Genomic DNA, 24,572 nt, shown 5'->3' on the forward strand with positions numbered 1-24,572 from the left:
CGACGGCGAATACGGCCCTCCCGCCCAAGGGGCTGCCGCGGCCCGCGTCTTGCTGGTAGGGACGGTCGACTGTTCCCGCCGGAAAGCGCCTGCCCTCCATGACCGATGCCCGCCTTGCCGATCTCGAAGCCCGTGTCCGTGGCGATCTCGCCCGGATCGCCCATCCGCATGCCGAATGGCTGAAGCCGCGAACCGCGCCCGATGGCTCCAAGGCGCTCGATGTGCTGATCATCGGCGCCGGCCAATCGGGCATTGCCGCGGCCTTCTGCCTGAAGCGCAACCGGGTCGACAACGTGCTGGTCATCGACAAGGCGCCTTATGGCCGGGAGGGACCCTGGGTCACCTATGCCCGCATGAAGACCCTGCGCAGCCCCAAGGACTTCACCGGCCCCGACCTCGACATTCCCAGTCTCACCTATCAGTCCTGGCACGAGGCGCGTTACGGCCAGGCGCATTGGCAGGCGCTGGAGCTGATCAGCCGCCACGACTGGAACGACTATCTTCTGTTCGTCCGGCGGGTCACCGGCGTCGAGGTGCTCAATGACACCGCTCTCGTCGGCCTTGACGACGATGGCGGCCTGGTTCGGGCGACGGTCGAGGGGCCGGGCGGCCGGCGCGGGCTGTTTGCCCGCAAGGTGGTGCTCGCCACCGGCCAGGAATCGACCGGTCGCTGGTGGATGCCGGAATTCGTCTCGGCCCTGCCTGCGACGCTGCGGGCCCATGCCGCCGATCCGATCGATTTCGAGGCCCTGAAGGGCAAGGTCGTGGCGGTGCTCGGCGCCGGCGCCTCGGCTTTCGACAATGCCGCGGTGGCGCTGGAGCAAGGTGCTGGCGAGGTTCACCTGTTCTGCCGGCGCGCCGAGGTGCAGGTCGTCCAGCCCTATCGCTACATCACCTTTCGCGGCTTCCTGAAACATCTCGGCGATCTCGACGATGTCTGGCGCTGGCGGTTCATGGCCAGGGTCTTGAGCCTGCGCGAAGGCTTTCCCCAGGCAACCTATGACCGCTGCGGCCGCCATCCGAATTTCGTGCTGCACACCGACGCCGCCTGGACCGGCGCCCGTGTCGCCGCCGGCCGGCCGGTGGTCACCACGCCCCATGGCGAGTTCACCGCGGATTTCCTGATCTGCGGCACCGGCATTGCCATGGATTATGAGGCGCGGCCGGAGCTTTCAGGCTTCGCCGGCAATATCCTGACCTGGGCCGACCGCTACGACCCGCCGGCGGAGGAACGCGACGACCGGCTCGCCGCCTTTCCTTATCTTTCGGCCGAATATGCCTTCATGGAGCGGTCGCCGGGCCTGACGCCCTGGATCGCCAATGTCCATCTGTTCACCATTGCCTCGACCATGAGCTTCGGCCCGTCGGGCTCCTCGATCAATGCCATGACCACGGCGATCCCGAAGCTCGTCGAGGGGGTCACCCGCGGCCTGTTCGCCGACGACATCGAGGCGCATTGGCAGGCCTTCCAGGCCTATGACGTGGCCCAGGCCAAGGTCGGCGTCACGGTTAAGGGCCTTGGGCCGGCGGCCGAATAGGCCAGCCGATTCAGGATGCAAGCGCCGCCGATCCGCCCGCCGTCTTGGCATGGCCGGCATTCGGGTCGAAATGCGGGATCGCCGAGATCAGCTCCGCCGCATAGGCCGATTTCGGTGCGACGAACAATTCGGCGCTCCGGCCCTCTTCGACGATCTGGCCCTTCTGCAGCACGATGGTGCGCTCGCACATCATGCGCACGACGTTCAGGTCGTGGCTGACGAACAGGTAGGACAGGCCGGTCTCCCGGCGCAGCTTGTCGAGCAAATGCAGGATCACCGCCTGGACCGATACGTCGAGCGCCGCCGTCGGCTCGTCCAGCACCAGGAGGCGCGGTCCGGCGGCGATCGCGCGGGCAATGCCGACACGCGCCTTCTGGCCCCCCGAGAGCTGGTGCGGGAAGCGGTCGAGGAATTCCGCCGGCAAGCCGACGCGCTCAGCGCATTCGGCCACCTTGGCCCGCAATTCCCGGGCGTCGTGCAGGCCGGCCAGGAGCTTCAGCGGATCGGCGATCGAATCGAAGGCCGAGAAGCGTGGATTGAGGCTGTCGCCGTGATCCTGGAAGACGATCTGGATATCCCGGCGGAAGCGCGAGCGGTGGAACTCGCGTGTCGGGATCTTGCCGATATCCTGGCCGTCGAAGCTGATCGCGCCGGACGTGTGGTCGATCAGCCGGCAGATCAGCCGCGAGATCGTGCTCTTGCCCGACCCGGATTCGCCGACCAGGCCAAGGCTCTCGCCCTGGCCGAGCGCGAAGGAGACGTCGTCGACCGCCTTGAAATCGGCGCCGAACCGCTTGACCAGGTTGCGCACGTCCAGGAGCGGCGGCGCGGCCCGGCGCTGGATGATCGCCGGCACCGGCCGTGGCCCGGCCTCACTGTCGACCACCAGGCTTTCGACCGTCGAGGTGCGGGTCGGCGAGGCCGCGACCAGGCGCTTGGTATAGCCGTGGCCCGGCCGGCCGAACAGCGTTTCCGGTGGCGCCTGTTCGACCACCAGGCCTTGTTCCATGACCGCGACACGCCGGCAATATTGCGCGGCGAGACCGAGGTCATGGGTGATCAGGATCATCGCCATGTCGCGCCGCCGGGTGATCTCGGCGAGCAGGTCCATCACCGTTTTCTGGGTGGTGACGTCGAGGCCGGTGGTCGGCTCGTCGGCGATCAGGAGGCTCGGTTCGCAGGCGATCGCCATGGCCACCATGACCCGCTGGCACATGCCGCCCGAGAGCTCGTGCGGATAGGCGTCGAGCCGGCCGACCGGATCGCGGATCAGCACCGCCTGCAGGAGCTCGACGGCGCGGTCGCGCGCCTGCTTGTGCGAGACGTCGCCATGGGCGCGCAACACGTCGGCGATCTGCAGGCCGACCGTCCGGATCGGGTTGAGCGCTGCCCGCGGGTTCTGGAAGATCATCGACATGGCGGCGCCGCGCAGCGGCTGCAGCACGGCGCGCGAGGCCCGGGTGATGTCCTGGCCACGGAAGGTGATGCGGCCATGGGTGATCCGGCCGGCGCGGTCGAGCAATTGCATCACCGAAAAGGCGGTGACCGACTTGCCCGAGCCGCTCTCGCCGACAATGCCGAGCGTCTCGCCGGCAGCGACCGCGAGCGAGATGCCTTTGATCGCTTCGACCTGGCCGCGCCGGGTCGAGAACGATACGCGCAGGTCTTCGATCGCGAGCAGCGGCGCGGTCATCTGCGCATCGCTCATGTCCGCATCCTTGGATCGAGGATGTCGCGCAGACCGTCGCCGAGCAGGTTGAAGCACAGCACGGCGAACATCAGCGCCGCGCCGGGGAAGACCACCAGCCACCATTTGCCCGTGGTGATGAAACGTGCGCCCTCGGCGACCATGATGCCCCATTCCGGCGTCGGCGGTTTGACGCCGAGGCCGAGGAAGGACAGGCCCGCGGCATTCAGGATGGCCCAGCCGAGATTGAGCGAGATCTGCACGGCCATGGCCGGCAGCACATTGGGCAAGAGGAACAGCATGACGACGCGAGCATGGCTGTTGCCGGAGGCGCGCGCCGCCTCGACCCAGCCGGCGCCGCGCCGGACATTCACCTCGGCGCGGGCGAAGCGGATGTAGAACGGCAGGTTGATGATGGCGGTGGCGTAGATGATGTTCTCGACCCGGTTGCCGAGCGCCGCGACCATGGCCATGGCCAGAACGAACAGCGGGAAGGCCATCAGCACGTCGACGAAGCGGCCGACCCAGCGGTCGAGCCTGCCGCCGGTATAACCGCAGAAACTGCCGATCAGCGCGCCGATGATGAAGGACAGGCTCACCGCGGAAGCGGCGATCAGCAGATCGAGCCGGGTTGCCACGACCACCCGGCTGAACACGTCGCGGCCGAGCTGGTCGGTGCCGAACCAGTGGGCGGCGCTCGGCGGCTGCAAGGCGATCGGCACGTTCGAGGCGATCGGATCATAAGGCACGATCCACGGGCCGCAGAGGGCGAGCAGCACCAAGAGCGCCGCGCCGATGCTGGCGGTGAGCGTCATCGGGTTGCCGCGCAGGATCCAGCCGGTATGGCGAAGGGTTGCAGCTATCATTCGATCGAGATCCGGGGATCGGCGAGGCCATAGAGCACATCGACGGTCAGGTTCACCGCGACGAAGATCGTCGCCATCAGCAGCACGAAGCCCTGCACGGGGGCATAGTCGGAGGACAGCAGGGCATCGAGCGCATAAGAGGCGACGCCCGGCCAGGAGAACACTTTCTCGACCAGCACATTGGCGCCGAGCATGGTCGAGAACACGATGCCCATGATGGTCAGCACCGGCAAAAGCGCGTTGCGCAGGGCATAGACCAGCACGACCCGCCGGCGCGACAGGCCGAGCGCCTCGCCGGTGCGGACGAAATCGCTGGTCAGCACCGCGAGCATCGAGGCGCGCGTCATGCGGGCGAGCGGCGCCAGCACGAACAGCGCCATGGTCGAGGCCGGCAGCACCAATCGGCTCGCCGCCGAACGCCAGGCCTCCCAGTCGCCGGCGAGCGCCGCATCGATCAGCAGGAAGCCGGTCACGACGGGCGGCTGGCTGGCGAAAATGTCGATCCGGCCGGTCGGGTCGGGAGCAATGCCCAGGAGGTAATAGAAGGCGAAGATGAACAGCAGGCCGGAGACGAAGGTCGGCACGCAGACGCCGAGCGTGCAGAGGAAGCGCACGGCATTGTCGACGATCGAATTGGGTTTCAGCGCCGCCAGGATGCCGAGCGGCAGCGCCAGCGACAAAGCCAGGATCAGCGCGACGAAGGTCAGTTCGAGCGAAGCCGGCAGCCGGTTCTTCAGGTCGGACAGCACCGGCTGGCCCGTCGTCATCGAGCGGCCGAGATTGCCGGTGGCGATGTCGCGCAGATAGAGCACCAGCTGTTGCGGGATCGGCTTGTCCAGGCCCATCTGCTCGCGGATCTGTTCGATCTCGGCCTGGCCGGCATTGGGTCCGGAGGCGAAAAAGATCGCCGGGTCGCCCGGCAGGACGCGCATCAGGAGGAAGGTGAACACCACCACCCCCAACAGCGCCGGCAGGGACGAGACGATCCGTCGCCCCGCCCGCCGCGCAATCAGACCCGCAAGACCCATGGACCGGCTCACACGCGCTTCATGTCGCGATAGTCGACCTGGCGGTGATAGCCATAGACGTAACCGTCGATGGTCTTGGCCATGACCGCGTCCTGGTTCGGCTGCCACAGCATGATCATCGGCACCTCCTCGGCGAGCACGGCGATCATCCGCTTGCACAGCTTCTCATAGGTTGCCGCATCCTGCTCGAACCGTGCCTGGGCGGTCAGCGCGTTGATCTCGGCATTGTTCCAGGAGGAATAGTTCCAGCGCTGGTCACCGGTGAAGAAGTTGCGGAAGAAATAGTCGGTCGACGGCAGCCAGGCGATCGAGGTCTCGGTCAGGAACGGCAGCTTCTTCTCGGTGACCAGCGTCGAGATCTGCGCGTCCGGCAGTTTCTGGATGTCGACCCGGATGCCGATCTTGCCGAGCGATTCCTTGATCAGGGCGGCCATTGGCTCGCTCACCGCGGCCGAGCCGACATTAAACGAGAAGGTGGTGTCGAGGCCGTTGGGGAAGCCGGCCTCGGTCAACAGCTGTTTGGCCTTGGCGAGATCGGTCTTCAGCGGCATCGGCTGCGGGAACACCGCCTTGTCGGGCCCCTCGGTCCAGGTGCCGCCGAACAGCGCCGCGCCGCGCTCGAACAGGGCGGCCTTGAAGATATCCTGGTAAGGCATCGCGGCAGCCACCGCCTGGCGCAGCTTTACATTGTTGAACGGCGCCATCTGGGTGTTGAAGGCGACCATGGTGAAGGCGTTGAACTGTGGCGTCGAGACCACCTTGACCCGTTCGCGGGTCGCCAGCGTCGGCACGTCGCTCGCCTGCAGGTCGATGGCGATGTCGGCGTCGCCCTTCTCGATCAGGCTGGCGCGGGTGGCGGCCTCCGGGATGGTCTGGCAGATGATCCGGCGGAAATGCGCCGGCTTGCCGTCCTCGCCGCCCTTCCAATGGTCGTTGCGCCGGAGCACCACCTGCTCGCCGGGCTTGAAGCTCTCGACCATATAGGCGCCGGAGCCGGCGGCATTGTCCTTCAGCCAGGCCTGGGCCCAGGGGTCCTGGGCCGTCATATGCGGTTTCACCAGCTTGGTGTTGAAGATGATGCAATAGAGCGTGCAGAGGTTCGGCAGCGCCAGCCGGTCGGGTTTGTCGACCTTGGCCTCGACGGTGAACGGATCGATGATCTTGAACTGGTCGGGCTTGGTCCAGGATCCGGTCTGGATCTGGGCGGCGGCCAGCGATCTGGCCGAGACGGCCCGGTCGAGCGACCATTTCACGTCCTCGGCGGTGACCGGCGCCCCGTCATGGAACTTGGCGTCGCGGCGCAGGTGGAAGGTGAAGGTCATGCCGTCGGCGCTGGTGACGACGCGTTCGGCCAGTTCGCCGCGGATCGTGTCGGGGTCGAACACCCAGCCATTGCCGAGCTTCTTCTTGCCGAAGGAAACCAGCCGGTCATAGACATTGACGCTGATGCCGAAGGCCTCGCGGGTCGAGCCGGGCATGGTCGGGTCGAGTGTGTTGACCGCATTGCCGGTGACCTGGCGCAGCGTTTCGGCACGGGTCTGGGCCGAGGCCGAACCGCCCATTGTCGCAGCCGTGGCCAAGGCGGCCGAACCGGCGAGCACATCCCGACGCGTGATTGTCATGTCACCCTCTCGATTGGTTTCTTGAAGCCTTGGCTTGCCCGACCTGCCGGCCGCCTCAGGTCATGGTGGCATCGAAGCAATCCACGTACCAGCATCCGGGCGTGGAGAATCTTCTCCTTCGGTACGTCCAGGCGACTCATTTGTTTCAAAACGCCGTCCGCGATGCCTTGGTGTTCAGACAGGTCATGGAACCATCGGCTGCCGGCTTTTTGGGCAGGCTGCCTCATCCGGCGAGCCAGCCGCCATCGACCGCAAGTGTCGTGCCCGTCGTGAAGGCGGAAGCGTCGCTTGCCAGGAACAGGGCGGCCTCCGCGACCTCTTCCGGCAGGCCCAGGCGGTTGAGCGGGTGGCGCTGGCGCGAGGCCTCCTCGGCGGCGTGCGGGTCCGGCTTGCGGGCGAAGCTGCGCCTGAGCATCGGCGTGTCGATGGCGCCCGGGACGAGTGCATTGACCCGGATGCGATCGGCGGCGAAATCCAGCGCCATGGTGCGGGTCAGGCTGAGGATGGCGCCCTTGGCGGCGATATAGGCGCTGTTGCCGGCGCCGCCGGCCAGGGCGAGCTGGGATGCCGTGGTGATGATCGCGCCGCCGCCTTGCCGTTGCATGGCCGGCACAACGGCCCGGGCCCAGAGCCAGGTGCCGCCGACATTGGCGCGGAACACCGCGTCCCAATCCTCCGGACGGGTGGTCAGCACCGTACCGCCGACCGAAAAGCCGGCGGCGGTGAACAACACGTCGATCCGCCCGAACCGTTCGAGGGCCGCGGCGGCGTCGCGATCGGCCGAGCCGGGCTCGCCGACATCGGCGATCCGCACCATGACCTCGCCGCCCGTCGACAGGATCATCGCGGCGGTCTCATTGGCGCCGGCCGCGTCGCGGTCGACGAGGCAGAGCCTGGCGCCCTCGCTGGCGAATTTGACGGCCGAGGCGCGGCCGATGCCGGATCCGCCGCCGGTGATGACCGCGACCTTGTCCTTCAGCCTCATCGGCCTTCTCCGCCTGCCGGATCGGACGGTGCGCCGAAGCCGCCGCCGCCCGGCGTCTCGACCACCACCAGGTCGCCCTGGTTCAGCCTGATGTTCTGCTTGCCACGGACCTTGACCGTGGCGCCGGACGCGCGGTGGAGCGTCACCCGCATGGGCGCGCCCGCCGCGCCGCCGCGCAGACCGTAGGGCGGCACGATGCTACGCTCGAACATGCTGGTCATGGCGATGCCGTCCTCGATGGCGCGATAGGCGCGTACCAGGCCGTCGCCGCCGCGGTGGCGGCCGGCTCCGCCGGAGCCCGGCCTGAGGCTCTGCCGCTCCACCCGCAAGCCATATTCGGCCTCGATCACTTCGATCGGCGTGTTCATGACATTGGTCAGGTTGACCCGCACCACCGGCATGCCGTCGCGGTCGGCCCGCGCGCCTTCGCCGCCGCCATGGGTTTCGTAAAAGGTGGCGAAGCGCCCGTCCGGCCGCTTGCCGGAGAAGATCAGGAGGCCCGCCGAGCCCATGCCGCCGGCGCTCACGCGCTCGCCGATCGCCGGTTCGAGCGCGCGGAAAATGGCATCCACCGCGCGCTGCGAAGTCTCGTGATTGCCACCGACCAGCGGCTTGTCATGACCGGGGTCGAACACCGAGCCGGGCCGGACGACGATGGTCAGCGGCCGGTAGCAGCCGCCATTGATGGCGATCGGCGTCTTGGCCAGGGCGCGGATGGCGAAGAACACCGCCGAACCCGCCACGAAGGGTGTCGTGTTGAGCGGTCCGCTGATCGCGTCGTCGGTCGCGGAAAAGTCGAAGGTCGCCCGGTCGCCGCGCTTGTCGATGCTGACGCGGATGCCGACCGGCCGGTCATCGGGCCCGCCGTCGTCGAGGAAGTCCTCGCCCTCGAACCGGCCGTCCGGCAAGCCTCGCAACACGTCGCGCATCTGCGCTTCCGAGAGGTCGTGCAGGGTCGCGACGGCGGCCTGGAAGGTCGCGAGGCCGTGCCGCTCGATGATCTCGGCGATGCGCTGGTCGGCCGCCCGCGTCGCCGCGGTCTGCGCCAGGAGGTCGCCTTCGCGCTCGCGCCGGCCGCGCACATTGGACAGGATGATGTCGAGTTTTTCCGGGTCGGCCTGGTCATTGGCGAAGACCCGCAACGGGCTGATCCTGAGGCCCTCCATCCAGGCGTCGGTGGCCGCGGCGTAATAGCTGCCGGGCGAGGCGCCGCCCATGTCGGCCCAATGGGCCAGCGACACGGCGAAGGCGACGATCTCGCCGTCATGGAAGATCGGCCGGATCGCCTTGACGTCGGGCAGGTGGTTGCCGCCGACCTCCGGCAGGTTGAGGAACCAGATGTCGCCGGGCTTCAGCCGCGCCTTCGGGATGCGCTCGAGGAAGGCCTTGACGGTATAGCTCAGCACGCCGAGATGCACCGGCACGTCATGGCCCTGGGCGATCAGTTCGCCGTCGCCATCCATGATGGTCGACGAGAGATCGCCGGCCTCGCGCAGCAGCGGCGAGCGGGCCGAACGCATCACCACCGCCGACATTTCTTCGGCCGCCGCGGTCAAGGCGTGGCGGATCACCTCGACGGTGAACGGATCGACATTTGCCGTGGCGCCGTCGGTCATGGCTCAGACCTCCACATGCAGGTGGCCGGCAGTGTCGCGCCGGCAGGTCGCGCCGGGCGGCAGCACCACCGTCGACCAGGCATCCTCGATCACCGCGGGGCCGGCGACCGGCACGTCGATCGGCAAAGTCTCGCGGCCGTGGCGCGGTGTCGCGACCGCGCCGCCCGGCCCGAAGATGCAAGGCAAAACCGAGACGGCCTCGGGCAGGGCGGTGCCGGTCGCGCCATGGCGGGTCGAGAGCACGTCGGCGCCGGGCGCCGAGGCTTCGATGCGCAGGCTCTCGATCTGGAACGGCTCGTCGGTGGCATAACCATAGGTGCGCTGGTGCACCTCGCGAAAGCTCCGGCCAATGGTTGCAAGATCGGCATCGGGGCCGACCGGCACTTCGACCGCCACGCTCTGGCCGACATAACGGATGAGCAATTGCTCGGCATGGCGGATGGCCTCCGGCCTGACGCCCGAGCGCATCAGCGCAGCCGAGAGATCGCTCCGGATCCCGGCGCGCTCGCGGTCGAGCCGGGCCGCGTCGAAGTTTTCGCTGTCGAGCCGGATGGTCTTCTGTTTCGCCATCAGGGGCGGCGCGGCAATGCAGCCGAAGGCCGAGAAGCCGCTGGAGAATTCCGGCACGAGAACATGGCTGATGCCGATCTGGCGGGCGAGCGACACCGCATGCATGGGCCCGGCGCCGCCAAAGGCGACCAGCGTCGCGCCGCGCAGGTCGACGCCGCGCTGCACGGTGACGCGCCGCAGCGCCCGCGCCATCACCGCATTGGCGACGTCGAGCACGCCGAGCGCGACCTCTCCGGCCGGCCGGCCGAGCCTGCCGGCGATCGGTTCGAGCGCCTGGCGCGCCTTGGCCGGATCGACCGTGATGGCCCCGCCGAGCCGGCGCGCCGGATCGAGATAGCCGAGCAGCACATTGGCATCGGTAATGGTCGGTTCGGTGCCGCCGAGGCCGTAGCTCGCCGGACCCGGATCGGAGCCGGCGCTGTCCGGCCCGATGGTCAGGCCGCCGGCACCGAGCCGGACCAGCGAGCCGCCGCCGGCGCCGACCGTCTCGATGGCGATCATCGGCTGGCGCACCGGCCGGCCGCCGAGCTTGCGGTTGGTGGCGATCTCGGCCCGGCCATGGGCGACCAGGCAGACATCGGTGGTGGTGCCGCCCATGTCGAAGGCGAGGCCGGTCTCGATGCCGAGCTTGCGGCAGACATCGGCGGTCGCGATGGCGCCGGCGGCCGGCCCGGACAGTGCCAGCGCCAGCGGCGCCGAGCGCAGCACCGCCGGCATGGCGACGCCGCCGGCCGAATGGAACAGGCTGATCGCGGTGGTCTCGGGCACGCTCGCCAGCAGCCTGTCGACATAAGCCGAGGCGCGCGGCATGACCGCGGCATTGAGGGCGGTCGAGGCGGTGCGCTCATATTCGCGCGCCTCCGGGCTGACTTCGTGGGACAGCGAGACATAGGCCAGGACCTCACGCAGCGCCGCGCCGAGCCGCGCCTCGTGTTCGGGATTGGCATAGGCGTGCAAGAGCGACACCGCCACCGCCTCGGGCCTGGTCGCGCGCACGAAAGCGACGGCTCGGGCGATCTCGGCCTCGCTCAGGGCCTCGATCACCTCGCCCCGGAAATCCATCCGTTCGGTGATGCCGAAGGTCAGCTCGGGCGGCACCAGCGACGCAAGCCGCGGCGGCCTATCCAGGCTGTAGAGGTCGTCGCGGCTGGCGCGTGCGATATGCAGCACGTCCTCGAAGCCGGCGGTGGTGATCAGCGCGACCCGGGCGAGTTTTGCCTCCACCAGCATATTGGTGACCAGCGTCGTGCCGTGGATGAGCGAGCCGATCGACGGCCAGTCGAGATCGACCGCCGCGATCGCTTTTTCAAGCCCGGCGAGCGGATCGCCCGGCGTGGTCGGTGTCTTGGCGTGGCGCAGCCCCTCCGGGCCCACCGCCACCACGTCGGTGAAGGTGCCGCCAATGTCGATGCCGACGGTCCAGCCGCCGGAACGGGTCTCGTCCGCCATCGATCAGGAGGCCACGCGGGCAAGCGCCGCCGTCGTCGCCGCCTTCAGCGTCTCGACCATCTGGTCGATCTCGGCCCGCGAGATGATATAGGGCGGCGCCAGGATGACGTGGTCGCCGTTGTAGCCGTCGGCCGTGCCGGGCGAGGGATAGCAGAGCAGGCCGCGGCTGAACGCCTCCTCCTTGATCTTCGCCTGCACGCCGAGGGCGGCGGCAAACGGCGCCTTGGTCTCGCGATCCCTGACCAGTTCGAGCGCGACGAAGAAACCGCGGCCCCTGATGTCGCCGACATGCGGGTTCTGCCCGAAGGCCTCGCGCAGCGCGCCCATCAGGTAGTCGCCGTCGGTGCGGCATTTTTCCACCAGGCCGTCGCGGATGATCACCTTCTGCACGGCGAGGCCGGCGGCGCAGGCCGCGGTATGGCCGGAATAGGTATGGACGCTGGCAATCGTGCCGAACACGTCGGCAATGGTGCGGTAGACCTCTTCGGTCATCAGCGCCGCGCCGAGCGGCGCGTAACCGCCGGCAAGCCCCTTGGCCGTATACATCACGTCGGGTGCGACGCCGTCATGGGCGAGCGCCCGCCAGGTGCCGCAGCGGCCGACGCCGCACATCACCTCGTCGGCGATCATCAAGATGCCGTAGCGCGTGCAGATCTCGCGCATCTTCCGGGCATAGCCCTCGGGCGCCGGCACGGCGCCGCCGGCGGCCCCCACCACCGGCTCGAAGAACAGGGCGGCGACATGCTCGGCGCCGACCCGGTGGATCTCGCGCTCGAACTCGGCGGCCAGATGCTCGGCCAGTTCATCGGGCGCGACGCCGGCCGGCGGGCGATAGGCATTGGCCGGCGACAGATGGGTCACCGGCATCAGCGCCGCGGCATAGGGCTTGCGCCGGGCCGGATGGCCGGACAGCGACAGCGCGCCGAAGGTATAGCCGTGCCACGACTGCCGCCGGGCGAAGAAATGGGTGCGGCCGGAATGGCCGCGGGCGAGGTGGTATTGCAACGCGATCTTCATTGCGGTTTCGGTGGCCTCCGAACCGCCGGAGACGAAGCTGACCCGGCTCATGCCGCCGCCGGCCTGGTCGATGATCGTCTCGGCCAGTTCGTCGATCGGATCGGAGGTGAAATTTGCCGAATAGCCGAAGGACAGCTTGTCATATTGCGCCTTGATCGCCTCGATCACCTCGCGATGGCCGTGGCCGAGGCAGAACAGCGCCGGCCCCGACGAGCCGTCGAGATAGCGCCGCCCGGTCTCGTCGATGACATAGATGCCTTCGCCGCCGACCGCCTTGGGCAGCCGCTCGCCGACCTTGTGCTGGTTCAACCAGCGATGACCGATATCGTTCATGTGAAGCCCTCGTGACGCGAAGGCTAGGGTCGAGCGGAGCGGACGGTCAAATGCGCAATGCGCATGCCGCCGCCCGGATCACGGGGTTGCATGGCCGCGGCTTCGGTGATTTCGTAGCGCCCCCGAGATTGGCCGGGAGCCGAAGCGGGTGGCGGTTCAGCCGGTCTTGTCCAGCCAGTCGAGATAATCCGGGATCGCTGTTGCCAGGTCGAAGCGCGGCTTGAAGCCGGTGGCCGCCTGCAGGCGAATGAAGTCGCTCGGCCGGCGATCGGCCGGCAGCTGGAAGCGGATGTTGGGATCCTCTTCGTCGATCCGGTAGCTCCAGCCGGGCAGGCGCGCCGCCAGGGCCTGGCAGAAATCCAGGATCGAGAACACCTCCTGGCCGCCGAGATCGAACACCGGTGGCGGCTCGGGGAATTTCTTGTCGATCAGCGCCACCAGGGCGGCCGCCGCGTCGCGCGAATAGAGCCAGCCGCCGAAGCCCGGCCGCGACAGGCGCACCTCTTCGCCGCGTCGCGCCAGCGCCACGACCTGGGCTTGCGCCGACAGGATCTCACGGACGCCGCTGTCGCGCTCGAACGGGCCATAGACCGCCGACAGCCGGACGATCGGCAGGCAAAGGCCGTAGACCACCGCAAGCCGGAGCGCGATCTGCTCGGCGGCGAGCTTGGTCATGCCATAGAGCGCCGCCGGTGCCGGCCGGTCGATACGCGCGTCGAACCGGCCTTCGCCGTTCTTGTCGAGCGGATAGACGCTGCCGGACGATGCCAGGATCACCTTCTTGATGCCGCTCTCGGCAGCCGCCCTGAGAACTGCGGCGGTGCCCGCGACATTGACCGCGACCACCCGCTCGGGCGCGTGACGCTCCTGTTCGGGACCGGCCGTCATGGCGGCGGCATGGATCACCACCGTCACCTTCTCGGCGGCCATGGCCGCCTTCACCTGATCGGCGTCGGTAACGTCGCCGATGATCTCCACCGCCTGCTCGGGCAACCAGCCCGGTGGCGCGGGATGGGTCGCGAAGGCGACCGCGCGCCGGCCCATGCGTGCCAGATGGTCGGCGACCGCGACGCCGACAAAACCCGTGCCACCCGTGATCATGACCGTCATAGCGCCGCACCTGTTTCGATCGCCGTGCCCCCGGCCGCCCGACATTGCCGCGAGCGAGGTTGGCATCTAGGCTTTGCGAACAGAAGCGCGGGCCGGTCATCCCAGGCCTGCCGACAGGGGTCGGGTGGCTGTCATGCGCCTGCGTGGAGTGGTTCTGGCGATCGGCGGAGCCGAAGCGCTGCTCTGGCTCTTGGTCGCGGCCAACGGGCTGCTGTCGCGCTCCGATCCGGCGACGCGCGGGCTCGACACGGCCGCAGCACTCATCGCCACCGGCATTTTCGCGGTGTCCGGCCTGCCCGCTCTGGTGCTCGCCTTCAAGAACCGCGGCTTGCGCTTCGCTTTCGTCCTGGCCTTGCTGCCGGTGGTCACGCTGGTGGTGGCCATCCTGGTCTGGGGCGCGTTCTAGGGTCTGACCGTCTCGCATCGAAGCGCACGGCGCCGCGGTTTGCCGTCCTTCGAGGCTTGCTTCGCTCTCACACGATCACGTGCTAAAGCGCGATCGCCAGCCGGCGCGATCCAGCCTGGCCCTCGTTGCGACATGCTGGCGCCATGAACGGCCGGCACCGATGCCGCCGTCACGGCATCTGGGGTTCGGCATGCGCCTGCTCGTCGCGGTCTTCACGATTGTCTTTCTGGCGACGGCGCAGGCGCAACCGGCCGTGCCCGAAACCAAGGCGGCCGCGGTCTTTGCCGCCTGGCTGGACGCCTTCAACTCCGCCGATGCCGTCAAGGTCGGCGCCTTCGACCGAACCTATCGGCCAGCGCCTTCACTGGCGCAGTTGAGCGGCCTTCGCCGGCAGAGCGGCGGCTTCGTCCTGGTCCGGGTGGTGGCGAGCGAGGCAAGCCGCTTCACCGGCCTGTTGAAGGAAGTGGAGAGCCAACGTTTCGCGCAGGTGCAGATGGCTCTGACCGGCGATCCCGAACCGGTCCTGGCGAGCTTCGCGCTCGATCTCGTGCCGCCGCCGGCGGACCTCGCCGTGCAGCGCCTGTCCGAGGCCGATGCGGTCGCCCAACTGGTCAGCCACCTCGATGAAGCGGCGCGCCGCGACCGTTTCGCCGGCGCCGTGCTGGTGGCCCGCGACGGCAAGGTTCTGCTGGAACGCGCCTGGGGGCTGGCCGATCGTGCGCGCAATCTGCCGGCAACCGTCGAGACGCGCTTCCGCATCGGCTCGATGAGCAAGATGTTCACCGCCGTTGCGGTCCTGCAACTGGTCGAGGCCGGCAAGCTGGGGCTCGACGACACCGTCGGCCGACATCTCGCCGGCTATCCGAACCGGGCCATTGCCGAGACCGTCACCATTCGCCAGCTCTTGACCCATACCGGCGGCACCGGCGACATTTTCGGTCCCGGCTTCGCCGAGAACCGGCACAATCTCAGGACCCATGACGACTATGTCAGGCTTTATGGCGAGCGCGCCCCGGACCATCCGCCGGGCGCCGGCCAGCGCTATTCCAACTATGGCTTTATCCTGCTCGGTGCGCTGATCGAGACGGCGAGCGGCATGAGTTATGACGACTATGTCCGCCGCCACCTGTTCGAGCCGGCGGGCATGACCTCGACCGGCTCGCTGCCCGAATCCGAAGCGGTGCCGGAGCGTGCCGTCGGCTATATCAGCCGCGGCAACGAGCTGGTGCCGAACAGCGATACGCTGCCATGGCGCGGGACATCGGCCGGCGGCGGTTATTCGACCGTCGGCGACCTCCTCCGCTTCGTCGAGGCGCTGCAGGCGGGCCGGCTGATATCGCCGGCGCTGTTTCAGGCCGCGACCCGCCGGCAGGCCGGCCCGTTCGGCCTGGGTTTTGCCGTCGTCGGCGACGGCGACTGGCAGGGGTTCGGCCATAATGGCGGCGCGCCCGGCATGAGCGGCGACCTCCATGTCTTCCCCAGGCTCGGCTATGTCCTGGTGGCGCTCGCCAATCTCGATCCGCCGGCCAGTTCCCGCCCGCTGGAATTCATCGAACCGCGGCTGCCCGAGGCCCGCTGAGCCGGCCCGTCCGACCCGCCTTGCGATAGTCAAAGGCTATCGGGTCCCGCACTGTTTTGACTTGCGACCTCCGGCCCGTCGTCAAAGGTGACGGGCACGGGCGGCCGCTGCGCGTCGTCCGATCGGCAGGAGTGTGAATCGAGACACCAGAGATCGGAGGACATCCGGCGGAGAACCGGATGCCGGCAACCCAGCGGGAGGACAATCATGACGACACGACGGATGGCCAGTGCATTCATCGGGGCGGCGCTCGCGGCGCCCGTCCTGCCGCGGCTCGCTCGTGCCCAGGCCGCCTGGGCGCCGAGCCGGCCGATGCGCCTCGTCGTGGCCTATCCGGCGGGTGGCGCGACCGATGCCATCGCCCGTATCGTCGCCCATCAAATCGCGACGCCGCTCGGCCAGAACGTCATCGTCGAAAATGTCGCCGGCGCGTCGGGCGCGCTCGGCACCCGCCAGGTGGCGCGCGCCGAGCCCGATGGTCACACCATCATCTTCGGCAACAACCAGTCGCATGGCACCAACATGTTCCTCATGCGCACGCCCGGTTATGACGCGGTGAAGGACTTCGCCGCGCTCGCCGGCGCCGGCGCCTTCGAGAATGTCCTGGTGGTGCGCGCCGACATGCCGGTCCGGTCGATCGCCGAATTTGTCGCTTATGCCAAGGCGCGTCCGGGCGAACTGAACTTCGCCTCGACTGGCCCAGGTTCGGGCTCGCACCTGTCGGCCGAGCTGTTCATGGCGCGCACCGGCACCAAACTGACCCATGTGCCCTATCGTGGCCTTGCCGCCATGGCCCAGGATCTGGTCGCCGGCCGGATGGATTTCGCCTGCGCCGTGCTGCCGAGCGTTGTGGCGCAGATCCAGGCTGGCCAGGTCAGGGCGCTCGCCATGCAGAGCGCCCGGCGCAACGCCATGATCCCCGACGTGCCGACGCTCAGCGAGCAGGGCGTGGTCAATGCCGACCTGTCGTCCTGGACCGCCTTCTTCGCGCCGGCGACCGCGCCGCCCGCTTCGGTCACGCGCCTGTCCCAGGAGATCGTCGCAGCACTCGGCGCACCGCCGGTGGTGGAAGCGATCAGCCGGCTCGGCTTCGCCATCGAGGTGCGCGATGCCAAGGCCTTCGCGGCCTATCAGGTCAGCACCATGGCGGTGCTGGCCGACATCATCAAGGCCGCCAATCTCAAGCCGGAAGACTGAAACCATGGAATTGTCCTGATGAGCCCTGCCGAAACCTATGATGTCGTGGTGGTGGGTGGCGGCTCCGCCGGCATCGCGGCGGCGGTCGGCGCGGCGCGCAATGGCGCGCGCACCCTGCTGGTCGAGCGCTATGGCTTTCTCGGCGGCTCGGCGACCAACGCCTCGGTGTTGTCCTATTGCGGCCTGTTCGCCCAAGGCACCGCTATCGAACCGGTGGTCGGCGGTGTCGGCGCCGAGCTGCTCGATCAGCTCGGCCGGCTTGGCCTCGACCGCCGTCCGATCCGCAGCGCCTCGGGCAATCTCATCGTCATGCTCGATCCGGAAATCCTCAAGCTCGCGCTCGACCGGCTGGTCGGTTCCAGCGGTGCCGAACTCAGGCTGCATGCCTCGCTCGTCGGTGCCGCGACCGATGGCCGGCGCATCACCGGTGTCACCATCCAGGACCATGCCGGCCCGTGCGACATCCGCGCCAGGGCCTTCGTCGACGCCAGCGGCGAAGGCGATCTCGCTGCCCTGACCGGCGCCCTCGTGCCGGCCGAGGCGATCGCGCCCGGCCGGCACCTGCAGCCGGCCTCCTATCCCATTCGCATTGGCGGCGTGGCGCCGGATGTCGCCTTCTCCAAGGCGGTGATGAGCGCGGCGGTTGCGGCCTATAATGCCACCGCGCGCTTTCCGATCCATCGGCTGTCCGGCGGCGTCGGCGCGCGCCTGCCGGTCTCCGGCGACCTCTGGTGGCTGGTCGCCGACCTCGAAACCGACGGGGTCAGCGCAGCGAGCCTGACCGCCGCCGAATTGCAGGGCCGTGAAATGGCCTTTGGCCTGGTCGAGGCGCTGCGCGCCGGCGCGCCGGGTTTCGACAAGGCCCATATCGTTTCGACCGGGCCGCAGGTCGGCATCCGCCAGTCGCGCCGTGTCGCGGCGCGCGAAAGCCTGTCGGGCGCCGCCGCCGAACAGGGCCTCACGCGCGACGACGGCATTGGCCGCGGCGGCTGGCCGGTGGAGATCCATCACGGCCCCGGCCGCATCGAGTTTCGCAATATTGGCGGCAAGGGCTATTTCGACGTGCCCTTCGGCAGCCTGCGTGCCGGCAACACGGACAATCTCTGGCTCGGCGGCCGGCTGATCGGCTGCGACGACATTGCCTTCGCGTCCGTCCGGGTGATGGGCACGGCCTTTGCCACCGGCCATGCCGCCGGCCTTGCCGCGGCGCTGCAGGCGGCCGGCACCGACGACGTCGCGGTTGGCCTGCTGCGCAGCGCGCTGAGCCGCCAGGGCGCGATCCTGTGATAGGCTCGGGTCCCCGTTTCTCCGCTTGATGTCCATGACCCTGACACTGCGCCAGATCGAAATGTTCCGCGCCGTGATGGCGGCCAAGAGCTTTATCGGCGCGGCGCGCCTGCTGCGCGTCGCCCAGCCGACGGTGACCAATGTCATCGCGCGCATCGAGGACCGGCTCGGTGTGCCGCTGTTCCTGCGCCAGGGCGGCCGCATCTATCCGACCGCCGAAGCGGTCAACATCCTCGCCGAGATTGACCGCGCCTTCGTCCAGCTCGAACAGGCGGTGATGCGGGTCGACAAGGTGGCCCGGCGCGAGGCCGCGACGCTTCGGCTCGGGGCGGCGCCGAGCATTGGCCGCCGGCTGGTTCCGGAGGTGCTGAACGCGCTGGTCACGCGTCATCCGGGGCTCACCGTGCATCTCGAGATCCTGTCGGTTGCCCAGGTGCTCGATTATGTCCTGGGGGGTCCCGGCGAATGCGCGGTGTCGGTCTTTCCGATTGCCCATGGCGCCATTCGCAGCACCCGCCTCGGCCAGGCCCGGCTGGTCTGCCTGGTGCCCCACGAGCTGGCGCAGCGTTTCGACGGCGCCGTCGCGCCCGGTCATCTGAAGGACGAGACCCTGATCGTCTTCGAGCCGCATACCGTGCACGGCCAGGCGATCGCGCGGTTCCTCGGCTCGGCCGATGTCAGCCTCGGCCGCACCCATCAGGCGCGCTTCGCCGAAACCGCGGTTGGCCTCGCCGAGGCCGGCCTGGGCATTGCCCTGGTCGACGAGTTCAGCGCACTCTCCGCCGATCAGAGCCGGGTTGCGGTGAAGCCGGTCGCTTTCGACCCGGCCTTCGACATTTTCCTGCACGTCAATCACGAGCGTCCGGTCAGCCATTTCACTCAACTGTTCCAGCGCGAGCTGACCCGCCAGCTCGCCGCCATTGCCGCCGCGGCGCCTTGCGCCACGGTCCGCTCGGTGCCGCGATAGCCCGGCGCTATCGGCGACCCCAAGGTCTGGCCTTGGCCGGCGAGGCCGGCCCGTCGACAATCGCCCGGGCCGCCCATCAGCCGAGCGGCCAAGCCCTGAGGGATTGCCATGACATCCGGATGCGCGACCGAGGCCATGGCCGGGCTCGACCCGATCGCCGCGACCGAACAGCTCGGCGGCACGACCGCCTTCCTGTTCCAGCGGTTCGACCTCTCGACCCGCCGGCTCACCCGCACGGTGGTCGGCCTGGATGTCGCGATCATCGACGGCGGCAACTTTGCCGGCGCCTTGCGCAGGGGTTTGAGCCAGCTCGATCGAGCCGCATCCGAACCCGGCCTGATGCTGGTCTTTGCCGGCTTCGAAACCCTGCTCGGCCGGCCGCCGGCAAGGAGCCCCGGCCTGCCCGGCCACCTCGTCGCCGAGGTCAGCGAGGGTTTCGTCATCGACCATGCGGCCGGCACGCTCAGCCTCGTCTCGGCCGACGTCGCGGCGCTGCGTCGCCGGCTTCTCGCCCTGCCGCGTCACGCCGGGCCGCCGGCGGGCGGCGAATTGCGCGCCGATCTCTCCGATTGGACCGCCGATCTCGGTTTTGCCGACTATGCCGGCCGTGTCGAGACCATCAAGCGGGCCGTCGCCGCCGGCACGGTCGAGGGCGCGGTGCTGTCGCTCGGCCTGTCGAAGCCGACCGGGGCGAGCCCCTTCGCGCTCTACCGCGAATTCGTCGCGGCCAATCCCTCGCCTTACGGTTTCGTCCTGAAGCATGACGGCAGCGCGCTGGTCGGCAGTTCGCCGCTCGCCTATCTCACCGCGAGCCACGGCCGGCTGCATCTCGAAACCGATGCCGGCACGCGGCCGGTCGGCGGTGATGCCGCCAGGGACGAAGCCGCCGCGCGCGATCTTCTGGTCAATGCCAAGGATGCCGCCGAACACCGGGTGGTGGTCGAAGCCGAACGTGACGCCCTCCTGCCGATCGCCCGCGACGGCGCGATCGAGGTGGTGATCGATCGGCAGGTGCGGCGGTTCTCCCATGTCATGCATCTCTATTCGGCGCTGGAGGCGGAGCTTGCCGATGGCTGCGATATCGCCGATGCGATCCTGGCTCTGGCGCCCGCCGCCGCCGTCTCCGGCCGGCCGAAGCGGGCCGCCGCCGCGCTCGGGTCCGGCGGCGAGGCTGGCGCGCGCGGTCCTTATGGCGGGGTCATTGGCCTGGTCGAGCCAGGTCTCGCGGACCTCGCCGTGGTCATCCGTTCGCTCTGGATCGCTGAAGGCCGTGCGGCGCTGCGTGTCGGCGGCAAGGTCGTCGGCACCTCGGCGGCCGAGGACGAATACCGCGAGGCCTTGTCCAAGGCGCGCTTCCTGATCGACGGCGTCGCGCGGGCCGAGGCGCGCGGCACGCCAGGCGGCTGACGGCGGTCAGGCGCGGCCCTGATGCCTCACTCCGCCGAGCGCGCAAGTCCCGGCACATGCGACAGGATGGGGGTCGAGAAGCCGCTGTCGACGGTTCATTCCTCATCGATTTCGAGCTGGCGCCCGGCGTAGAGGATACGAAGCACCACGACTTCTTCGGCCTCGACGATGAAGGCGATGCTTATTCGCCGCGCAAACCCAATGACCCGCAACCCTGGGCGGATTTCGTCGCGTACCGTGCCGCGCTCGGGGAACAGATCGAACCCCGCCAGATCGGTCAAAATGCGATCGACGTAGCTTCGCGCCGTGCGCGGGGAGGCTTGGTCACGGATGAACGCGTAGATGCCTTTGAGGTCGGCCTCGGCGCCTCGGTCAGGCGAACGCGATGCACCAAGGTTAGCGGGGTTTCTTGTCGGCGGCATCCATGAAGCTGTCCAGCTCCGCAGCAACGGCCGACAACGGCCGCGCCTTGCCCGGGTTCTTGCGGTGGGCATCATAGGTCGGAGCCACCTCATCCCGCAGCCAACGCTCCACGGCAACGTCGCGCTCCTGCAAGGCCCGCAGGCTCTCGCGGATCACCTCGCTTTCGGATGCATATGCTCCGCTCGATACCTTCTCTTTGACAAGCCGCGCCATCTCCACGGGGGCGTGATGCTCATCTGTTGGGTGGATCGCCGATGGCGCGGTTGGTGCCAGTGACCAGCGCCCTCATGCCGGCGCCCGCCGGGCTTCAGCCGCGGCGACTGTCGCCTTCGCGGCGGCGAGCGTCCGGCGCGCCCATTCCTCGGGACCGAACTGAGGCGCCCGGCTCTCGCTCGGCAATTCGACGCTGACCGGCAGGTCACCGGGCAAAGTTGCGAACAGGCCGACGAGGTCGATGCCGCCTTCGCCCGGCAGCAGGCGTTCGCAGCGCGCGGTATGGATCAGTGCGTCGACAGGTGCCGTGCCGGCCGGCCCGTCGCAGATCTGGGCATAGTGCAGCCATTTGCGCGGGATCGCCGCGACATCGGCAAGCGTCGAACTGGACCGGCCATAATGCAAAGCGTCGACCAGGACGCCGCCGTTTTTCTGGTCGGCGCGCGAAACGATGCGCAATGCCGAGGACGCGTCCGGCACCTTGGTCCAGGGCATGAATTCGAGATCGCAGCTGAGTTCGAAAGGCGCTGCCGCTTCGCAGAGCGCAGCGAAATTCGCCGTCAGCCGCCCTTCGTCCGGATCGTCGCCGGCGACCAGGATGGCCCGGGCGCTGAGCCTCTGGCCGACTTCGAAGAAGGCGAGATAGTCGCTGGCCCTGAAGTCGGGGCCGATGCGGATGATCTCCAGGTCGAAGACGTCGACATCGGTGTCCGCCATCAGGGCGAGCATCAAACGGACGGTGCCAGGATCGTCCATCAGCCGATAGCACCGTCCGCCGGGCGAGGCGGGCAGCAGGCGCAGGCCGATGAACTGGTAGCCGGTCTTGGCCGCCGCGTGGACCAGTTCGGTGGGCGAAAGGTCCAGCAGCGTGAGGTGGGCAAGCGAGTATCGCGTCGACATCATCCGTTTCCGTCAGGCGAGCGGCGAGATTGCGGTCGGCAGGCCGATCGTCGAGACCATCTCGCCGGTCAGCCAGTCCGGCCCACCCTTGGGTGGCCAGACACCCCCGGCAACCGACTCGGTGCGCACCGCCGCACGCGCGTCGAGGCTGGCATAGGGCCAGATATGAGTGAAGCGCTGGGGCCCATCGAGCGCATACATGGCAATCGTCAGGGGCGACAGCTTGGCCCGCTCCGGCATGGCGGCCTCCCAGGCTGCGCTGGTCGGGCCGACGCCGCCGAGTTTCAGGCCATAGGTGCGGATCTCGTAGACCTGGCCGAACTTTCCCGTGGTGACCGGCGGCAGGAAGGAAAACGGCGCATAACTTTCCAGGCGCAGATGGCTCAGCGCCTCGCCACAATGGAACGGATTGGTGGTGCCGAGCGTGCGGGTCCGCTCGGCCGCAAGCGCGTCGGCGTCGGCGAAGCCGCGCAGCACGACGAGGCGGTTGAGCTCGCCGATCTCGCTCGCCCAGCAGCCGAGCAGGCGGCCTTTCGCGGTGGGCTCCTTCACATAGCTGTCGATGCCGGCAATGGCCTTGGCCGCGGTGCCGAGACGGATGGACAGCGTGGCGAGTTCATAGAGCATGGCCTGGCTCCGGGGTTGAAGAAGGTCGATCGGGATCTTGTGGCAGCGGCGTGCCGCTGGCGTGATGGGCGGCGATGAAACCGAAGGTCATGGCGGGCCCGAGCGTGATGCCGCCGCTCGGGTAATTGCCGCCCATGATGCTCGCCATGTCATTGCCGACGGCATAGAGGCCGGCGATCGGCCGGTGATCGGGACCGAGCACGCGGGCATGTTCGTCGGTGGCGAGCCCGGCGAAGGTGCCGAGGCTGCCGGCGACGATCTTCACGGCATAGAACGGGCCGTCGAGGATCGGCCCGACGCTCGGATTGAGCGGGTGATGCGGCTCGCCCTGCACCCGGTTGTAAGCGCTCTCGCCGCGGTGGAAGAGCGGGTCGCGACCTTGCGCCGCGTGGTGGTTATGGACGGCGAGCGTTTCGACGAGGCCGCTGGGGTCGATGCCGCAGGCTTCGGCGAGCTGTTCGACGGTCGTCCCGCGCTTGAGATAGCCGCTGGCGAGCCAGCGTCCGAGCGCGAAGGGGCGCGGTCTCGCATGGCCGAGGCCGTAGCGGCGCTGGAACCGGTGGTCGCAGACGAGCCAGGCTTCCGGCGCTTCGCCCTTGGGCGTCGCGGCGAACAGCGCCGTCATCATGTCGTGATAGGAATCCGCCTCGTTGGTGAAACGCCGGCCGTCGCGGCGCACGGCGATGAGACCGGGCTTGGCCCGTTCGATCAGGTGCGGGAAGTGGCCGGTGGTGCCGTCGGGCCTGGGCACCAGCGACACCGGCGCCCAGGCGCCGGATGCAGCCAGATCGCGGCCGACCGCGCCGCCGGCGCTCTCGCCGAGCCTGAGCCCGTCGCCGGTATTGCCCGCCGGCGCCGCCGACCAGTGCTCGGTCCCGGTTGGGGCGTGCGCGAACAGTTCCGCCTTGCGTGCCGTGTCATGGGGAAAGCCGCCGGCCGCCAGCACCACACCGCGCCGCGCCCGGATCGTGACGCTCCGGCCGTCATGTGCGGCGCTGACGCCGACCACCGCTGCGCCCTCGCGCACGAGACCGTGCGCCGGTGTCGCCGTCATGATCCGCACCTTGAGATCGTCGGCCGATTTCAGGAGCGCGGCGACCAGCGCATTGCCATTGACCAGGTGCATGCCGCGGCCGTTCAGCGCGACATCCCGCCAGTGCCGCACGAGGCGCATCGCGACATGCCGGAACGAGGCGAGCGAAAAGGTGGCGCCGAGGAAATGTCGGAGATCGTCGCCAGCGGCGATGCCCATGCCGAAGGGCGAGATCTCCTGGAGCGGCGGACGCAGATCCTTGATCCGCGGACCGAGCTTGCGGCCGTCGAACGGCGCGGCGCAGACCGAGCGGCCGCCGAGCGCGGCGCCGGGACTGCCGCCGTGGAAGTCCGGGATGGTATTGCCGGCAATGAAGCTGAGCGCGGTATGCGCGGTGAAGAAGGACACCATGCGCGGGCCCTGCGCCAGGAACATGTCGACGAAACGGGCGTCGTAGCGGTTGCCGAGCTCGTGGCGCAGATAGTCGCGCGGCCGCGCCGGGTCTTCGTCGATGCCGGCGGCGCGCGCCAGCGGATTGCGCGGGATCCACAGCCAGCCGCCGGACCAGGCGCTGGTGCCGCCGAGCACCGGCTCCTTCTCGATGACCACCACGTCGAGCCCGAGCCAGGCGGCGGTGACCGCGGCCGCAAGCCCGGCAGCGCCCGATCCGACGACGACGAGGTCGCAGCTGTCCTGATCCGGCATGGTCATG

At 68.8% G+C, this 24,572-nt stretch carries 20 protein-coding genes and 1 pseudogene; 7 read left to right on the plus strand and 14 right to left on the minus strand.

Annotation, left to right across the window (positions count from 1 at the left end; all coding sequences use genetic code 11):
- Nucleotides 1-98: 98 nt before the first annotated feature.
- Entirely contained in the window at nucleotides 99-1,538 is a 1,440-nt protein-coding gene (locus E8M01_RS17965) for an NAD(P)-binding domain-containing protein (RefSeq protein ID WP_136961375.1), read from the plus strand.
- Nucleotides 1,539-1,548: 10 nt separating this feature from the next.
- Here the strand turns inward: E8M01_RS17965 and E8M01_RS17970 are convergent, their stop codons facing one another.
- The 9 genes from E8M01_RS17970 to E8M01_RS18010 all read right to left on the minus strand — a co-directional run bounded on the left by E8M01_RS17970 (nucleotide 1,549) and on the right by E8M01_RS18010 (nucleotide 13,821).
- Nucleotides 1,549-3,231, minus strand: coding sequence for a dipeptide ABC transporter ATP-binding protein (locus E8M01_RS17970; protein ID WP_136964701.1), 1,683 nt, complete (start codon nucleotides 3,229-3,231; stop codon nucleotides 1,549-1,551).
- Between the two features lie 11 nt (nucleotides 3,232-3,242).
- Nucleotides 3,243-4,091 carry an ABC transporter permease gene (locus E8M01_RS17975; protein ID WP_136961376.1) on the minus strand — a complete coding sequence of 283 codons (849 nt, stop codon included), beginning with the start codon at nucleotides 4,089-4,091 and terminating at the stop codon, nucleotides 3,243-3,245.
- A complete protein-coding gene (locus E8M01_RS17980; protein WP_136961377.1) occupies nucleotides 4,088-5,119 on the minus strand; it encodes an ABC transporter permease in 1,032 nt (343 codons plus the stop codon). Before E8M01_RS17980 ends, E8M01_RS17975 begins: the two co-directional genes overlap by 4 nt.
- 8 nt (nucleotides 5,120-5,127) lie before the next feature.
- Nucleotides 5,128-6,741 carry an ABC transporter substrate-binding protein gene (locus tag E8M01_RS17985; RefSeq protein ID WP_136961378.1) on the minus strand — a complete coding sequence of 538 codons (1,614 nt, stop codon included), beginning with the start codon at nucleotides 6,739-6,741 and terminating at the stop codon, nucleotides 5,128-5,130.
- A 223-nt stretch (nucleotides 6,742-6,964) separates the two neighbouring features.
- The gene (locus E8M01_RS17990; protein ID WP_136961379.1) at nucleotides 6,965-7,726 is read right to left on the minus strand and encodes an SDR family oxidoreductase; all 762 of its coding nucleotides are present in this window, start codon (nucleotides 7,724-7,726) and stop codon (nucleotides 6,965-6,967) included.
- Nucleotides 7,723-9,342 (minus strand): hydantoinase B/oxoprolinase family protein, encoded by a 1,620-nt coding sequence (locus E8M01_RS17995; protein ID WP_136961380.1) that lies wholly within the window; start codon nucleotides 9,340-9,342, stop codon nucleotides 7,723-7,725. Before E8M01_RS17995 ends, E8M01_RS17990 begins: the two co-directional genes overlap by 4 nt.
- 3 nt (nucleotides 9,343-9,345) lie before the next feature.
- On the minus strand, nucleotides 9,346-11,361 hold the full coding sequence (locus tag E8M01_RS18000; RefSeq protein ID WP_136961381.1) for a hydantoinase/oxoprolinase family protein: 2,016 nt from the start codon (nucleotides 11,359-11,361) through the stop codon (nucleotides 9,346-9,348).
- Nucleotides 11,362-11,364: 3 nt separating this feature from the next.
- The gene (locus E8M01_RS18005) at nucleotides 11,365-12,711 is read right to left on the minus strand and encodes an aspartate aminotransferase family protein (protein ID WP_136961382.1); all 1,347 of its coding nucleotides are present in this window, start codon (nucleotides 12,709-12,711) and stop codon (nucleotides 11,365-11,367) included.
- A 156-nt stretch (nucleotides 12,712-12,867) separates the two neighbouring features.
- Nucleotides 12,868-13,821, minus strand: a complete 954-nt coding sequence (locus E8M01_RS18010; protein WP_170181950.1) for an NAD-dependent epimerase/dehydratase family protein — start codon at nucleotides 13,819-13,821, stop codon at nucleotides 12,868-12,870.
- Between the two features lie 133 nt (nucleotides 13,822-13,954).
- On the opposite strand from E8M01_RS18010, the gene E8M01_RS18015 reads away from it, so the two are divergent.
- From E8M01_RS18015 to E8M01_RS18040, 6 genes are all read left to right on the plus strand, one after another.
- On the plus strand, nucleotides 13,955-14,227 hold the full coding sequence (locus tag E8M01_RS18015; protein WP_136961384.1) for a hypothetical protein: 273 nt from the start codon (nucleotides 13,955-13,957) through the stop codon (nucleotides 14,225-14,227).
- A gap of 190 nt (nucleotides 14,228-14,417) precedes the next feature.
- Nucleotides 14,418-15,806 (plus strand): serine hydrolase domain-containing protein, encoded by a 1,389-nt coding sequence (locus tag E8M01_RS18020; protein ID WP_170181951.1) that lies wholly within the window; start codon nucleotides 14,418-14,420, stop codon nucleotides 15,804-15,806.
- Nucleotides 15,807-16,013: 207 nt separating this feature from the next.
- The gene (locus tag E8M01_RS18025; protein WP_136961386.1) at nucleotides 16,014-17,003 is read left to right on the plus strand and encodes a Bug family tripartite tricarboxylate transporter substrate binding protein; all 990 of its coding nucleotides are present in this window, start codon (nucleotides 16,014-16,016) and stop codon (nucleotides 17,001-17,003) included.
- A gap of 18 nt (nucleotides 17,004-17,021) precedes the next feature.
- A complete protein-coding gene (locus tag E8M01_RS18030) occupies nucleotides 17,022-18,290 on the plus strand; it encodes an FAD-dependent oxidoreductase (RefSeq protein ID WP_136961387.1) in 1,269 nt (422 codons plus the stop codon).
- A 34-nt stretch (nucleotides 18,291-18,324) separates the two neighbouring features.
- Nucleotides 18,325-19,257, plus strand: coding sequence for a LysR family transcriptional regulator (locus E8M01_RS18035; protein WP_170181952.1), 933 nt, complete (start codon nucleotides 18,325-18,327; stop codon nucleotides 19,255-19,257).
- 108 nt (nucleotides 19,258-19,365) lie between these two features.
- Nucleotides 19,366-20,664 carry a chorismate-binding protein gene (locus E8M01_RS18040; RefSeq protein WP_136961389.1) on the plus strand — a complete coding sequence of 433 codons (1,299 nt, stop codon included), beginning with the start codon at nucleotides 19,366-19,368 and terminating at the stop codon, nucleotides 20,662-20,664.
- Nucleotides 20,665-20,759: 95 nt separating this feature from the next.
- Here E8M01_RS18040 and E8M01_RS18045 read toward each other — a convergent pair whose 3' ends face one another.
- The 5 genes and pseudogenes from E8M01_RS18045 to E8M01_RS18065 form a co-directional block, all read right to left on the minus strand.
- A complete protein-coding gene (locus E8M01_RS18045; RefSeq protein ID WP_136961390.1) occupies nucleotides 20,760-21,086 on the minus strand; it encodes a type II toxin-antitoxin system RelE/ParE family toxin in 327 nt (108 codons plus the stop codon).
- Nucleotides 21,061-21,323: pseudogene (locus E8M01_RS18050) on the minus strand (ribbon-helix-helix domain-containing protein). Before E8M01_RS18050 ends, E8M01_RS18045 begins: the two are co-directional and overlap by 26 nt.
- A 49-nt stretch (nucleotides 21,324-21,372) precedes the next feature.
- Nucleotides 21,373-22,200 (minus strand): sugar phosphate isomerase/epimerase family protein, encoded by an 828-nt coding sequence (locus E8M01_RS18055; RefSeq protein ID WP_136961392.1) that lies wholly within the window; start codon nucleotides 22,198-22,200, stop codon nucleotides 21,373-21,375.
- Between the two features lie 12 nt (nucleotides 22,201-22,212).
- Complete coding sequence (locus E8M01_RS18060) at nucleotides 22,213-22,827, minus strand: NIPSNAP family protein (protein WP_136961393.1); 615 nt, start codon at nucleotides 22,825-22,827, stop codon at nucleotides 22,213-22,215.
- Nucleotides 22,817-24,571 carry an FAD-dependent oxidoreductase gene (locus tag E8M01_RS18065; protein WP_215908762.1) on the minus strand — a complete coding sequence of 585 codons (1,755 nt, stop codon included), beginning with the start codon at nucleotides 24,569-24,571 and terminating at the stop codon, nucleotides 22,817-22,819. Before E8M01_RS18065 ends, E8M01_RS18060 begins: the two co-directional genes overlap by 11 nt.
- Between the last annotated feature and the right edge of the window lies 1 nt (nucleotide 24,572).

It is taken from the genome of Phreatobacter stygius (genome assembly GCF_005144885.1).
Lineage (GTDB): Bacteria > Pseudomonadota > Alphaproteobacteria > Rhizobiales > Phreatobacteraceae > Phreatobacter > Phreatobacter stygius.